The organism is Hoeflea sp. CAU 1731 (assembly GCF_039888615.1).
Classification (GTDB): Bacteria; Pseudomonadota; Alphaproteobacteria; order Rhizobiales; family Rhizobiaceae; genus Flavimaribacter.
In genome coordinates this window covers 168,856-182,588 of sequence record NZ_JBDQQS010000006.1, presented here as the reverse complement: position 1 = coordinate 182,588, position 13,733 = coordinate 168,856, and the positions used below count along the sequence as shown (strand labels likewise).

Annotated in this window: 14 protein-coding genes; all 14 read left to right on the top strand. The window is 60.9% G+C overall.

The window, feature by feature from the left end; translation table 11 throughout:
- Positions 1–279 precede the first annotated feature (279 nt).
- The 14 genes from AAFN47_RS11925 (at position 280) to AAFN47_RS11860 (ending at position 13,732) form a co-directional block, all read left to right on the top strand.
- Positions 280–1,263: a D-2-hydroxyacid dehydrogenase gene (locus tag AAFN47_RS11925; RefSeq protein WP_499809455.1), complete on the top strand. Its 984-nt coding sequence runs from the start codon at positions 280–282 to the stop codon at positions 1,261–1,263.
- 9 nt (positions 1,264–1,272) lie between these two features.
- Positions 1,273–2,100, top strand: coding sequence for a sugar phosphate isomerase/epimerase family protein (locus AAFN47_RS11920; protein ID WP_499809454.1), 828 nt, complete (start codon positions 1,273–1,275; stop codon positions 2,098–2,100).
- 16 nt (positions 2,101–2,116) lie between these two features.
- Positions 2,117–2,773: a TetR/AcrR family transcriptional regulator gene (locus tag AAFN47_RS11915; protein ID WP_499809453.1), complete on the top strand. Its 657-nt coding sequence runs from the start codon at positions 2,117–2,119 to the stop codon at positions 2,771–2,773.
- Positions 2,774–2,844: 71 nt separating this feature from the next.
- A complete protein-coding gene (locus AAFN47_RS11910; protein ID WP_499809452.1) occupies positions 2,845–3,705 on the top strand; it encodes a sugar phosphate isomerase/epimerase family protein in 861 nt (286 codons plus the stop codon).
- A gap of 108 nt (positions 3,706–3,813) precedes the next feature.
- Positions 3,814–4,881 (top strand): NAD-dependent epimerase/dehydratase family protein, encoded by a 1,068-nt coding sequence (locus AAFN47_RS11905; RefSeq protein WP_499809451.1) that lies wholly within the window; start codon positions 3,814–3,816, stop codon positions 4,879–4,881.
- A 4-nt stretch (positions 4,882–4,885) separates the two neighbouring features.
- A complete protein-coding gene (locus tag AAFN47_RS11900; protein ID WP_499809450.1) occupies positions 4,886–5,707 on the top strand; it encodes a GNAT family N-acetyltransferase in 822 nt (273 codons plus the stop codon).
- A complete protein-coding gene (locus tag AAFN47_RS11895) occupies positions 5,707–6,789 on the top strand; it encodes a dihydrodipicolinate synthase family protein (protein ID WP_499809449.1) in 1,083 nt (360 codons plus the stop codon). The genes AAFN47_RS11900 and AAFN47_RS11895 overlap by 1 nt, the downstream gene beginning before the upstream one ends.
- A gap of 35 nt (positions 6,790–6,824) precedes the next feature.
- Positions 6,825–7,595: an ABC transporter permease gene (locus tag AAFN47_RS11890; RefSeq protein ID WP_499809448.1), complete on the top strand. Its 771-nt coding sequence runs from the start codon at positions 6,825–6,827 to the stop codon at positions 7,593–7,595.
- 17 nt (positions 7,596–7,612) lie between these two features.
- On the top strand, positions 7,613–8,602 hold the full coding sequence (locus AAFN47_RS11885) for an ABC transporter substrate-binding protein (RefSeq protein ID WP_499809447.1): 990 nt from the start codon (positions 7,613–7,615) through the stop codon (positions 8,600–8,602).
- Between the two features lie 25 nt (positions 8,603–8,627).
- Positions 8,628–9,440: an ABC transporter ATP-binding protein gene (locus AAFN47_RS11880; protein ID WP_499809446.1), complete on the top strand. Its 813-nt coding sequence runs from the start codon at positions 8,628–8,630 to the stop codon at positions 9,438–9,440.
- The gene (locus tag AAFN47_RS11875) at positions 9,437–10,873 is read left to right on the top strand and encodes an enolase-like domain-containing protein (protein WP_499809445.1); all 1,437 of its coding nucleotides are present in this window, start codon (positions 9,437–9,439) and stop codon (positions 10,871–10,873) included. The genes AAFN47_RS11880 and AAFN47_RS11875 overlap by 4 nt, the downstream gene beginning before the upstream one ends.
- Positions 10,870–12,294, top strand: coding sequence for an amidase (locus AAFN47_RS11870; protein ID WP_499809444.1), 1,425 nt, complete (start codon positions 10,870–10,872; stop codon positions 12,292–12,294). Before AAFN47_RS11875 ends, AAFN47_RS11870 begins: the two co-directional genes overlap by 4 nt.
- Positions 12,295–12,449: 155 nt before the next feature.
- On the top strand, positions 12,450–13,241 hold the full coding sequence (locus tag AAFN47_RS11865; RefSeq protein WP_499809443.1) for a crotonase/enoyl-CoA hydratase family protein: 792 nt from the start codon (positions 12,450–12,452) through the stop codon (positions 13,239–13,241).
- Positions 13,241–13,732 (top strand): MarR family winged helix-turn-helix transcriptional regulator, encoded by a 492-nt coding sequence (locus AAFN47_RS11860; RefSeq protein WP_499809442.1) that lies wholly within the window; start codon positions 13,241–13,243, stop codon positions 13,730–13,732. Before AAFN47_RS11865 ends, AAFN47_RS11860 begins: the two co-directional genes overlap by 1 nt.
- Position 13,733 lies beyond the last annotated feature (1 nt).

Sequence of the window (13,733 nt, the reverse complement as noted above, 5' to 3'; positions counted from 1 at the left end):
CGGCTGCGAACAGACTTTGAAGAACTTTCCAAAACTCACGCAACGTCATGCGGTTTCTTACTACTTAATCTCATTAAAACACACAAATTTCATTCAACACATAGAATTATTTTTATGGCGAATACATGAAGCGATTCATCTTGCCATTTTACTGCCGCTGGATGGATTTCATGGTTCATGCGGCAGCAAACTCTGGTCTTCATATCTTGATGGCGGTAAAGAAACCGGGCTGAATGTCACGTCAATTCACCTCGAATGCTCAATCAGGAAAACTTGTTCATGCGCTCCGACAGGTTCGCGACACCCGTCCGTATCGTTTCCAACCCTTTCTCCGCCAAGGACATGATCAATAGCAGGCTGGGCCAGATCGACGGATTCGACGTGATCCCCGTTGAAGACAGGAGCGAGCTTGTCGCTGCGATCAAGGGCGCGCGAGTCCTGATTATGCCGGGAGGCGGGTTCTTTTTCGACGCCGAACTGGCCGACATGTTGCGCGAACACGCGCGGGAACTTCGCTGGATCCAGCTTACCTCGGCAGGATACGATGGTCTCGAGATCAATGGCGTTCCGGATGGCGTGGTGGTGACCAACAATGGCGGCGCCCTCGGCGCGCCGGTAGCCGAGCACGCCATCACCCTGCTGCTCGCCCTTGCGAGAAGATTGCCGGATTTCTGGCAAAACCAGTCGACAAAACTCTGGATGCGGAAAGCCGAGGCGCCGATAACGAGCCTTGAGGGGCGGACGATTGCGGTTGTCGGTTTCGGAGCGATCGGCCGCGAAGCAGCGCTCCGCGCGAAGGCTTTCGGCATGCGGGTCCTCGGCATTCGACGCACGCCGACGCCTGATGCTCTGGCCGACGAGATGTTCGCAGTGGAAAACCTCGAACGCGCTCTCGCTCAGGCCGACGCGGTATTGATCAGTCTGCCTCTAAACGACGAAACCAGAAATATGTTCAACAGTCGGACGCTCGCGGCCTGCAAGGCCGGCGCATTGATCGTCAACGTGGGACGCGGCGCGCTCGTCGACACGCATGCGCTGGTCGACGCGCTGCATTCAGGACATATCGGCGGCGCCGGCCTCGACGTCGTCGAGCCTGAACCGGTTCCTTCCGATCACCCCTTGTGGTCTGCGCCGAACATAATGATTACTCCTCACATTGCGGGCAGCGGCAGCGACGCGAGTTATCAGCGCGTCGCTGACACGATCGAAATCAACATGAAGCGGTATCTCGCCGGAGAGCCGCTTCAGCATCAGGTCATGTAGGAGGTGGTATTGAAAATCTATCTGTGCAGCGAGGTGGTGCGCGAACTCGACTTCGCCGACCAATGCCGGTTCGCCCGGGAAGTCGGCTATGACGGACTGGAAGTCGCGCCTTTCACCCTGTCGGACGAGCCGCAGCTTCTAAGCAGCGACAAAATCGCGGCGCTGCGCAAGATCGCGGATGGCGAAGGCGTCGAAATCGCCGGCCTGCACTGGTTGATGGCTACGCCTGAAGGCCTGTCGATCACCTCAACGGATCCGGCCGTAGCGGAGCGAACGGTTGAATTCGGCAGACGGCTCGTTGCACTCTGCGCAGAACTTGGCGGCGGATATCTCGTCCATGGATCGCCTTTTCAGCGCGTTCTTGAAGACAGCAATGAAGCGGACAGCCGGCAGCGCGGATTCGACTATTTCGCCGCCATGGGAGACGCGGCCGGAGATGCAGGCTTGCGCTATCTCATCGAGCCGCTGTCACGCAACGACACGCATTTCATCAATACGGTCGAAGAAGCGCTCGCCATCATCGAGGCGACCGGATCGCAGGCGCTTGGAACGATGATTGACTGCTACGCCGCAGTGAGCAACGGCGAGGATGTGGCGCGCGCGCTCGAGCGCTGGATCAGCCGCGGCGTTGTCTCCCATATCCATTTCAACGACGACAACAAGCGGGGCCCCGGCGAAGGCTCCACCGATTTCGCAGCCATCGTGGAAACCCTTCGCAAACTTGACTATTCGGGGACGACTGCAGTAGAGCCCTTCATCTATCAACCGGACGGATGCAGTTGCGCCGCCCGCTCGATCGGCTATCTCAAGGGTCTGATAGGCAGACGCCCCGAATAGCCTTGCCGGGAGCATAATGTCCGTCGCATCCGACACCACCGCCGGAAAGCCGCGCCGCAACCGCCGCAACCCTGAGGCGACACGCGCATCGATTCTGGCCGCCGCGCGTGTGGAGTTCGCAAACAAGGGGCTGGACGGGGCGCGCGTTGACCAGATCGCCAGCCGCGCAAAGGCCAACAAGCAGCTCGTCTATTATTATTTCGGCAGCAAGGACGATCTCTACCGCGCCGCGCTGGAAGCGACTTACGCGGAAATCCGCGAGCGCGAACGCGAACTCGACCTCAGCAACCTGCCGCCGCGCGAAGCGATGGTGAAACTCATCGATTTCTCGCTCGACTATCTCAATGATCACCGTGAATTCATCCGGATGCTCGCCGATGAAAACGCTCATGGCGCGCCGCATGTCCGCGCCTCTGAAATGGCGCTGAAAACCAATTCGCCCCTGCTCGATCTGATTGCGGAAACGCTCGACCGCGGCGTCGCGGAAGGCACGTTTCGCAAAGGCGTCGATCCGCTGGAACTCTATGTCTCAATCGCCGGCATGACCTTTTTCTATTTCGCCAACGGTCTCACCATGTCCGCGATCTTCGGCCGGGACCTGTCGCGCCAGGAAGCGGTCAGTTCCTATCGCGACCACATCGTGACGCTGACGCTTCAAGGTTTAAAACCATAATCAACTATCCGGTTGATTGATAGAGCGATTTGCCGTTACCCTGCGTCTTCGGCTCTGCAGGACACGGCTTCATGGACATCAGCATCGTCACCGACGAACTAACCGGCGATCCGGAAACGGCCTTCCAGCTCGGCCTTGAATGGGGCGTGACCCGCTTCGAACTCCGGGGCGTCCATGAAACGCGCGTGCCGCGCATCTCCAGCCATGCGAGACAACGGCTTCTAGGAGCAATCGAGCGTTACGGCGTGACGATCACCGCCATCTCGCCCGGCCTCTTCAAGATCCCGTTCCCCTCGGCCGAAAGGAAACATTCCAACCTGATCTGGATGGATGCGGAATTCGCCAACGCCCAGGCAAGAGCACAGGCGCTTCTCGCCGACCATCTGGAAAACCTGCTTCCCGAATCCATCGCTTTCGCCCAATCCGTCGGCGCGCGTTTTCTCATTGCGTTCAGCTTCGGGCGCAACGGCGCGCAGCAAGGCCCTGCCCCGGAGGGCGTGGTCGACGCCCTAACGCTTGCGGCCGAAACGGCTGCGGCGGCTGGCGTCGAACTGCTGATCGAGAATGAAGAAGGTCATTTCGCCGACACCGGATTGCGCTCTGCGAACCTGATTGAACGCATCCGCGCTCCGATAGGCCTGAACTGGGATCCGGCGAATGCGCGCATCGACGGCGACACCCCGTTTCCCGACGGCTACCAGGCAGCAAAGTCCGTGATCCGAAATGTGCACTACAAGGATGTCCGGTGCTTTGCCGATGGCGGATGGGAAATCGCAGCTGCGGGAGAGGTCGACTGGACGGGTCAGATTTCCGCTCTGATACAAGACGGATATTCCGGCGCGATCGCCATCGAACCCCATCTGTCGCCCCCTGTGAAAGCAACCCGGGATGCTTTGAGAAGGCTGCAAGGCCTTGTTTCAAAAGAATTATGAAGCTTCCTTAACCATTTTCAACTAAATGGTTGAAACTTTCCCCGGTTCGCGATAGCGTACATGAAACACCCGGTTAAAGTGGGGTCGCGTATGCAGGGGACAGCACAGATGCAGGACAATCCTGCTTCCATGGAAAACGCCGCGCAGGCTGGCGCGTTTCCGAAGAGCTTCGACAGTGTCGAACAGCTCGACTCCTTCCTGTCGCAACCAAGCCCGGATCTGATCGACGACCTCTCGTCGGTCGACGGCGATATTCTGATTCTTGGCGTCGCCGGCAAAATGGGACCGACGCTCGCCCGCCTTGCCCGCAATGCCGCTCCGGACAAGCGCATCGTCGGCGTGGCGCGTTTCAGCGAAGCCGGCCAGCGCGAGACGCTGGAACAATGCGGCATAGAGACGATCAAGGCCGATCTGCTCGACCAGGAACAGGTCGAAGCCCTGCCCAGGATGCGCAATGTCATCTTCATGGCCGGCATGAAGTTCGGCGCGAGCGGCAATCAGCCGCTGACCTGGGCGATGAACGTTCACTGCCCGAGCATCGTTGCTTCCGTCTTCCGCGAGTCACGGATCGTCGCCTTTTCAACGGGCAACATCTATCCCCTGGTCGATGTGATGCAGCAGGGCGCGCTTGAAAATACGCCGGCCGGACCGCGGGGCGAATACGCCCAGTCGTGTCTCGGACGCGAGCGCATGTTCGAATATTTCTCCGGGCGCCACCACACGCCCGGTCGGCTGATCCGTCTCAATTATGCGATCGACCTTCGCTATGGCGTACTCTTCGACCTCGCCAGCCGCGTCAAGCAGGACATTCCAATCGATCTGTCCATGATGGGTCATGTGAACGTGATCTGGCAGGGCGACGCAAACGCTCAAACACTGCGCGCACTGCGTCACTGCACCACGCCGACGTCGCCGCTCAATATCAGCGGCCCGGAAACCCTTTCGGTGCGGTGGCTCGTCGAGGAATTGTCTGCGCGGCTCGGAAAGAAACCAAATCTGGTCGGCGACGAATCGGAAACGGCGTGGCTGACCAACAGCGCGCAGGCGGCAAGCCTTTTCGGTTACCCCTCCGTGCCTGTCGGCGTGATGCTCGACTGGGTCGCGGACTGGGTGGCCCATGACCGGCCAAGCCTCAACAAACCGACGAAATTCGAGGTCCGCGATGGGGATTTCTGAGAATATGCCCATCGTCCGTCTTGCCGACAAAGACATCGAGGCCGGCATGACTTTGTCGACAGAGGCAGGCTGGAACCAGGTCGCCGACGACTGGAAACATTTCATCGAACGGGGCGAGACCATCGGCGTGCGCGACGCCGACGGGCGGCTGATCGCGAGCGCCGCCGCCTTGCCCTATGACGGTTCATTTGGCTTCGTCGGCATGGTGCTGGTGACCGCCGACTGGCGTCGCCGCGGTATTGCGACCCGCCTGGTCGACCGTTGCATTGCTGTGCTTCGCTCACGCAATCTCACGCCGGCTCTCGACGCCACAGCGGATGGAGAAACGGTCTACGTCAACCAGGGTTTTCAGCCACAATTCCGCTTCGATCGCTGGCAGCGAGAATCATCGGACATCCAGTCCCTGGTCGAAACATCGACGCCGGAACCCGCCCGTCTCAACGCATTGCTGAATTGCGACGCCGAAGCTTTCGGCGCCGGACGGTCCGCCCTGATGCGCGATTTCCTTGCGCGCGAGGGGTCTTCGGCCATCACCGACGGCGCCGACGGCTTTGCAATTGTCCGCCGCGGCCGGCGCGCCCTGCAAGCGGGTCCGGTGGTGGCGCGCAGCGAATCCAGCGCTCTGGAACTCATGAAACGCCTGGTGGCGACCACCCGCGGAACCGTCTTCATCGATGTTCCGCAGATCTGGTCGAAGATTGGCGCATGGCTTCGCGATCAGGGCTTTACGATCCAGCGCAGCTTTGCCCGCATGGCGCTGGGTCGGTCGGAGCCATTTGGAAATCCGAAACACCTTTTCTCGGTTGCCGGTCCGGAGTTCGGCTGATGACGATCCACTCCCAATCGCCCGTTGACGAACGTCCGGCCGGCGCCCCGGATCCGATTGAGATCATTCGTCAGGGAACTGTCATTCCCGCACACCCGCTGGCTCTCGACGCCGATCGCAAGCTTGATCGTCGCCGCCAGCGCGCGCTCTCGCGCTATTATCTCGACGCCGGCGCGGGCGGACTCGCCGTCGGCGTACACACGACGCAGTTCGAGATCCGTGAGGCTGGCCTTTACGAAGATGTGCTGACGCTCGCCGCCGAGACGGCGGCCGACTGGAGCGACCGGCCGCTCGCAATGGTCGCTGGCCTTGTCGGCCGCACGGAACAGGCGACAGCGGAGGCGCGGATCGCCAGGTCGCTCGGTTACAATGCCGGATTGCTCAGCCTCGCCGCGATGAAGAACCAGGAGACCGACGCCCTCATCGATCACTGCCGCGCTGTGTCGGAGCTAATCCCTCTAGTCGGCTTCTATCTCCAGCCGGCGGTTGGCGGCATGGAGCTCGACGCGGAATTCTGGACGCGTTTCGCAGCCATCCCGAACGTGATCGCCATCAAGGTCGCCCCGTTCAACCGGTATCGCACGCTCGACGTCGTTCGCGGCGTTGTCGCGGCCGGCGCCGAGAACAGGATTTCGCTTTATACCGGCAATGACGACCATATCGTTCTCGATCTGGTGACGCCCTTCACGGCGATGCGCGACGGAAAACCCGTGACGGTGCGCTTTGTCGGCGGGCTGCTCGGCCACTGGTCGGTCTGGACGAAGTCCGCCGTCGACATCTATCGCCGCTGTCGCGCGGTTTCGTTAGAAGAGGCTGTTCCTTCAGAACTGCTGGCGCTCGATAGCCGCGTCACCGACTGCAACGCCGCCTTCTTTGACGTCGCCAATGCGTTTCGGGGCTGCATCGCCGGCTGCCATGAGGTCTTGCGCCGGCAGGGTCTGCTGGAAGGCGTCTGGTGCCTTGATCCGGAAGAGGGCCTGAGCCCCGGCCAGGCAGAGGAGATCGACCGCGTTCTCACGCAGCACGGCGACCTTGCCGATGACGACTTCGTTTCGGAGAACCTTAAACGGTGGCTGGCCTAGATGATGCGTTCGCAAAAATACTGTGAGGGTTGGTGTTGAGTTCCGTCAAGCGACTGCTTATCGAGTGGTTTCCGGCTATCCTGATGTTCATCGGCGTGCTGGTCATCTGGCAACTCGCCGTATCGACCCTCGGCATACGCGAATATCTGCTGCCCAGCCCGCGCTCGGTGGTGGACGCCATGCTGTCCAGCGAAATTCCCTGGGGCAAGCACATTCTCGTGACGGGAACGGCCATTCTGGGCGCATTTCTTATTGCGGCCGTCGGCGGCATTTTGCTTGGCACGCTCACCGCGTGGTCGAATGTGGTCGGCCGCGCTTTGATGCCGTTTCTGGTCTTCGTCAACACCCTGCCGAAAGTCGCCGTCGCGCCTCTTTTTCTTCTGTGGTTCGGTTACGGCATATTTCCCAACATGCTGATCGGAGCGCTGATCGGCTTCTTTCCGGTTGTTATCAACACCGCCGTCGGTCTGTCGCAGATTGATGACGAGATGCTTGATCTTGGCCGGGTCTTCAATGCGCCGAAGTGGAAAGTGTTCGCCAAGATCCGAATCCCGAACGCCTATCCCTATATCCTGAGCGCCCTCAAGGTGACCGCGACCGCCGCAGTCGTCGGCGCCATCGTCGGCGAATTCGTCGCCTCCCAGAGCGGTCTCGGATACGTGATCATCACCAGCCAGAGCAGCCTCAACACGCCGCTCGCCTTCGGGGCGCTGGTGTGGATCTCAATCCTGGGCCTGGTGCTCTACGGCGCAGTTGCAGCTTTGTCACGCGTGCTGGCCCCATGGGCCGAAGGTCAAGAGAACTAAAATAAAGGAGAACTGAAATGCTGAAGAAACTACTCGCCATTACAGCGGTCGTCGGCGTCCTCGTCTCGCCTGCCGCCGCACAGGAGGATTTCAAATTCGCGCTCAACTGGTTTCCCGTCGGAGACCACGCCGCCTATTGGGTTGCGCTCGACAAGGGTTACTATGCGGACGCCGGGCTGAATGTGACGCTCGAAAACTCCAAGGGCTCCGGTGACTCGATCGCCAAGGTCGACACGGGCGCAGCCGACGCGGGCCTCGCCGACAGCGCAGTCGTTATCGCCTCGCTTGCGCGCGGCACCACCATCAAGGTCGTCGGCATGGTCTTCGACACGACCCCGCTGAACGTATTCTCCAGCGCCGACAATCCGATCAAGACGCCCAAGGATCTTGAAGGCAAGTCGATCGGCGCGCCTCCCGGCGACAGCCAGCGGCAGGTCTGGCCGGCCTTCGCGAAGGCCAATGGCATCGACTCCAGCAAGGTCACCTGGGTGAATGTCGAGCCCGCGGCGAAGATCGCGGCCCTCGCAGAAAAGCGCGTCGACGCTGTCGCAGACTACACCACCGGACTGCCGCTGTACGAAAAGCCGATGGGCGAAGGCAATGTCATCATGATGCCGTGGGCCGAAAATGGCTTCGACATGTATTCCATGTCCATCATCGCCAGTGAAAAGACGATGACGGAACGTTCTGAAGCTCTGAAGAAGTTCCTCGAAGCTTCCTACAAGGGCTGGCGGGACGTCATGGCCGATCCCGAAGAGGCCATGGCCATCTTCAAGAAGCGCGTTCCTGAAATCGACGAGAAGCTGCTTGGCGCAAACATGGCGATGGGACTTCAACTGATGCAGACGGACCGTTACAAGGAAAACGGCATCGGCTGGATCGAAAAGGAAAAGATGTGCAACTCCGTCGACACGGTGAATACCTATATGGGCCTGCCCAAGGAAGTCTCCTGCGACGACGTCTTCACGACGGAGTTCCTCACCAAAATCGACATGCCGGCCAACTGACCGGTAGGACGATCGGAAGCACACGATGAAGAACATCATCGAACTCGACCAGGTCGGCATGGTCTACGAGACCGGAAGCGGCTCGGTCGAGGCCCTGCGCGATATCAGGCTGACGGTCCGCGAGGGAGAGTTCATCTCCCTCGTCGGCCCCAGCGGATGCGGAAAGTCAACCTTGCTGCGGGTGACCGCGGGTCTCAGACCCATGACGTCCGGTTCTGTGGTGGTCGATGGAATATCGGTCACGAAACCGATCCAGAAAGTCGGCATGGTGTTCCAGTCGGCTGTGCTTTTGAAGTGGCGCAGCATTCTCGACAACGTGTTGTTGCCGGCGGAGCTCGCCGGCCTCAATCCTCGCAAATATCGCGATCGGGCCCACGAACTGCTTGATCTCGTCGGCCTCGGCGATTTCACCAACAAGAGCCCTAACGAACTTTCCGGAGGCATGCAGCAGCGCGCCGCCCTTTGTCGGGCGCTGCTTCTCGATCCTCCGCTGCTGCTGATGGACGAGCCCTTCGGCGCGCTCGACGCCATGACGCGCGACGACATGAACCTCGAACTGCTGCGGGTCTGGGGCGAGACGGGAGGACAGGAAGGACGCAAGACCATCCTGTTTGTGACCCACTCTATACCGGAGGCTGTGTTCCTGGCTGACCGTGTCGTGGTGATGTCGCCGCGCCCCGGCCGCATCGCCGAAATCGTCGATGTCGACCTGCCGCGCCCCCGCGCCATGGAAACGCGCGCGATGCCGGAGTTCGGCAAGCTCACGCTCGACATCTATGACACGCTGACCGGCGGCCAGGCAAAGTCGGCTGACACGCCTCGACAGGCGATCGCATGAGCGCTTTGCGTGTCCGCCTGATCGAGTTCGAAGCTTTCGAGCGTCCGTACACGCTGCGCATGCCTTTCCGTTTCGGCGTCAAGACTGCAACTCACGGCCGCCAGGCGATCGTGCGGGCGACCGTGCGCGTGGATGACGGCAAGCAGGGATTCGGCTATTCCGCTGAAGCGCTTGGCGCCAAATGGTTCGACAAGAACCTGGCGCTCAGCGACGAGGATAATCATCACCAGCTTCGCAAGGCGCTTGAGCTCGCAGCCGACAAATATCTTGCGACCGGAAACGCGACTCCCTTTGACATCTTCGCCGAAAATTATGACGATCACGTCTCCGATTGCGCCCGGTTTGATCTCAATCCTCTGATCGCCAGCTACGGCCAGTCGCTGCTCGACCGGGCCATTCTCGACGCCATGTGCCGGTTGACCGGAACGAGCTTCTACAAGGCGATGCGCGAGAACCTTCCAGGTCTGAGCAATCACGAGGTCATACCCGAACTCGACAGTTTCGATCTCGGCGCGCTGTTTCAGGAGACCATCCCGGCCGACCGGATCGATGTGCGGCATACCGTGGGCCTCACCGACCCGATAACCGCATCCGACCTGGCGGACGACGCACGGGTCAATGACGGACTGCCGGAAACTCTGGAAGAGGTCGTCGCGTTCTACGGCAATCGCTATTTCAAGATAAAGGTCGGCGGCGACGAGGCAGCGGACCTCGAGCGGCTGACCAGGATCGCATCCGTGCTCGACCGCAGCGACGCCGCCTATTCGGCGACACTGGACGGCAACGAGCAATACCCGGACGCCGCGAGCATCGCCGCCTTCTATCGCAAGATGAAGGAAACGCCCGCGCTCGACCGCCTTGTCTCCTCGATCCTCTATGTCGAACAGCCAATCAATCGGAAGGAAGCATTTTCAAAATCAGTCAGCCAACTGGCTTCTCTTGTTCCGGTCATCATTGATGAGTCGGACGGAGAACTCTCGGCGTTCAGGCAGGCGCGGGATCTTGGCTATTCCGGCGTATCCTCAAAGGCCTGCAAAGGCATTTACAAATCGATGATCAACCATGCGCGCTGCCGCCTGTGGAACGACGCCGGGGCAAGATGTTTCATGTCCGCGGAAGACCTCACTTGTGAGCCGGGCATCTCGATTCAGCAGGACCTGGCGCTCGTCAATCTCCTGGGGCTTACCCATGTCGAACGCAACGCCCATCACTTTATTGACGGGTTCGGCGGCCGGCCCGACAGCGAAGCCCGCGCGTTCCTGGCCGCCCACCCGGACCTCTATCACGAGCAGGACGGCAAGGTGCGGATCAGGCTCGAAAACGGTGTCTTCTCGATCGCCTCTCTCGGCTGCGCCGGCTTTGGATCCGCCGCCCTTCCCGACCTGGAAGCGGCCGAGCCGATGCCTCGATCAGAATGGAGCGGCACACCATGATTACGGAATATCGAAGCCTCGACGCTCTGGCGATCGCGGAGCTGGTGCGCAGCGGTGAGATTACCGCAAGCGAAGTTCTCGAGACGGCCATCGCCCTGATCGAGGCCTGCAACCCGGATCTCAACGCCGTGGTGGAGACCCTCTACGACCAGGCGCGCGCGGCCGCTGCAGGCGGTCTTCCAGAAGGACCGTTCACCGGCGCGCCATATGTGCTCAAGGAACTGCTGGTATCGTTGCCGGGCGCGCGCACCAGTTTCGGCTCGAAGCTGTTCGCCAACAATCGCCCGCAATTCGAAAGTGAAATCGTCGCCCGATACCGCAAGGCCGGACTTGTGTTCGCAGGCAAGACCAACACCTCGGAATTCGGGCTGCAGCCGGTGACGGAGCCGCATCTTTTCGGACCGACCCTCAATCCCTGGAACAGGGACCGGTCGCCGGGCGGTTCGAGCGGCGGTTCGGCCGCCCTGGTCGCCACAGGCGCCTTGCCGATGGGGCACGCAACCGACGGCGGCGGATCTATACGCATCCCCGCGTCCTGCTGCGGACTGTTCGGCATGAAGCCGACCCGCGCGCGCATCACCGCCGGCCCCGAGGGCGGCGAGGGTCTGGCCGGTTTCGCCAACCAGCACGCGGTGACCTGGTCGGTGCGCGACAGCGCGGCGTTGCTCGACGCGACGCAGGGACCGCTTCCGGGCGATCCCTATTTCGCATGCCCTCCCACCCTGAGCTATCTCGAACATACGCGACGCGACCCCGGCCAGCTGAAGATCGCATATTCGACACAGGCGCCCAACCGGACCGCCATCGATCCAGACTGCGTTCGCGCCACCGAGGAAACCGCGCATCTTTGCGAAAGTCTCGGACACATCGTGGAAGAAGCCGAGCCGGAATTCGACGTTGAAGCCGTCGCCGACGGTTTCAGCACCGTGTTTCAGGCGAATACGGCCGCAAATGTCGCGCGAGCCACCGGCGGCGGATTGCCGGAAGAAGGCATGGTCGAGCCGATGACCCGAGCAATCGCGGAACGAGGCATGGCGATGTCCGCGCCGCTCTATATCCAGAGCCTTCAGGCGCTGCACCGCGAAACGCGACGCATCGCGCAATTCTTCACCCGCTACGATGTCTGGCTGACGCCGACGCTCGCCACGCCGCCGCCCCCGATCGGCAAATACCGAACGGACGGCGACAATGTCGACGAATGGCTGGCCGAATTGATGGGCTTCATCCCCTACACCTATCTCTTCAACGTCACCGGACAACCGGCCATGTCGGTCCCGCTCGGCCTTTCAACCGACGGCATGCCCATTGGTTGCCACTTTGCAGGCCGCTACGGCGGAGAAGGCCTCCTCTATGCGCTCGCCGGCCAAATCGAGCGCGCGCAGCCCTGGTTCCAGAACCGTCCAGAGGCCTATCCGCTGTAAGCGGTCTCATCCACGCTTCATTGTAATTGATTGCATCGCCTTGCATCTCTTGGTGGCGCCATTTGCGATTGACCATTTCTGATTGGATTGTATATTCATAAATACTTTCCTGGGAAACAATCAACAATATCCCGGGTGAACGGGAGGACGGCGCGGTGGCTTCTTCGACAGGCCATGTCACCTATGAGATCGATGGCGACGTTGCGCTCCTTGGGCTCAACAGGCCCGAAAAGCGAAACGCCATAAGCGACGCCTTCGTGATCGAAATCGGCGAAGCCGTAGCGCGCGCCGGCAAGGAAGCGAAAGCCGGCGTCCTGTTCGGTCATGGCGATCATTTCTGCGCCGGGCTCGATCTCGCGGAGCACGTTTCCAAAACCGCAGCGGAGGGCGTACAGGGATCTCGTCGCTGGCATGCGATTTTCGCGACGATCGAGCGCGGCGCCATTCCCTGGATTTCGGCGCTCCATGGAGCCGTTGTCGGCGGAGGTCTTGAACTCGCAGCCTCCACCCATATCCGCGTCGCCGAAACGAGCGCGTTCTTCGCCCTGCCTGAAGGGCAGCGCGGCATTTTCGTCGGCGGCGGCGGCTCGGTGCGGGCTGCGCGTCTGATAGGTCTCGCCCGGATGACCGACATGATGCTGACAGGACGCGTCGTTTCCGCCGAACAGGCGGAAAAATGGAACCTTCTGCAGTATCTGGTCGGCCCCGGCGAGGCGCGTGACAAGGCCATCGAACTTGCCCGGCAAGCCGCGTCCAACGCCAGCCTCTCAAACTACGCAATCATTCACGCCCTGCCCCGGATACAGGACATGGCGGAGTCCGATGGCCTCTTCGTCGAATCGCTGATGGCGTCGCTCACGGCCACCAACCCGGAAGCGGAAGAGAGACTGCGCGAATTCCTGGAAAAGAGAGCCAAGAGGCTCGCAATTCCGGACAAGGATTCCTGATGCAGCTGGCGATGACACGGCAGGGCGACCAGGCGCATGTCGAGCTTGGCGAGTTGAACGACCTGCTCGGCTTCCTTGTCCGCATGGCCCAGATCCAGACATTCGACCAGTTCTTCGAAGCGTTCGACATGCAGGATCTGCGCCCCGGCGAAGTTTCCAGCCTGCTTGTGATTGGCCATAACCCCTGCATCCGGCAGGGCCTTCTGGCGCAGACGCTGCGCATCAAGCCGGCGCAGATGAGCAAGCTCATTCGAAGCCTCGACAAGCGCGGCCTTGTCGAAAGGATCATACCGGAAGACGACCGCCGGTCGGTTGAATTGCGCCTGACCCGGGAGGGGGAAAACGTACTCGACCATTACAGGCCGATGCTCACCGCACTGGATCCGGTACAGCGCGGAAATTTGTCGGAGGATGAAAATCGACAGCTGAAAAGCCTGCTGCGCAAGCTAGTCGGCCTCGAACCCGGTCGGGAGGAGCGCAAGCAGGACTGAT

Coding starts and splice junctions, on each gene's coding strand:
- AAFN47_RS11925 (WP_499809455.1), top strand. CDS start 280: ATGCGCTCCGACAGGTTCGCGACACCCGTCCGTATCGTTTCCAACCCT.
- AAFN47_RS11915 (WP_499809453.1), top strand. CDS start 2,117: ATGTCCGTCGCATCCGACACCACCGCCGGAAAGCCGCGCCGCAACCGC.
- AAFN47_RS11910 (WP_499809452.1), top strand. CDS start 2,845: ATGGACATCAGCATCGTCACCGACGAACTAACCGGCGATCCGGAAACG.
- AAFN47_RS11905 (WP_499809451.1), top strand. CDS start 3,814: ATGCAGGACAATCCTGCTTCCATGGAAAACGCCGCGCAGGCTGGCGCG.
- AAFN47_RS11900 (WP_499809450.1), top strand. CDS start 4,886: ATGCCCATCGTCCGTCTTGCCGACAAAGACATCGAGGCCGGCATGACT.
- AAFN47_RS11895 (WP_499809449.1), top strand. CDS start 5,707: ATGACGATCCACTCCCAATCGCCCGTTGACGAACGTCCGGCCGGCGCC.
- AAFN47_RS11885 (WP_499809447.1), top strand. CDS start 7,613: ATGCTGAAGAAACTACTCGCCATTACAGCGGTCGTCGGCGTCCTCGTC.
- AAFN47_RS11880 (WP_499809446.1), top strand. CDS start 8,628: ATGAAGAACATCATCGAACTCGACCAGGTCGGCATGGTCTACGAGACC.
- AAFN47_RS11875 (WP_499809445.1), top strand. CDS start 9,437: ATGAGCGCTTTGCGTGTCCGCCTGATCGAGTTCGAAGCTTTCGAGCGT.
- AAFN47_RS11870 (WP_499809444.1), top strand. CDS start 10,870: ATGATTACGGAATATCGAAGCCTCGACGCTCTGGCGATCGCGGAGCTG.
- AAFN47_RS11860 (WP_499809442.1), top strand. CDS start 13,241: ATGCAGCTGGCGATGACACGGCAGGGCGACCAGGCGCATGTCGAGCTT.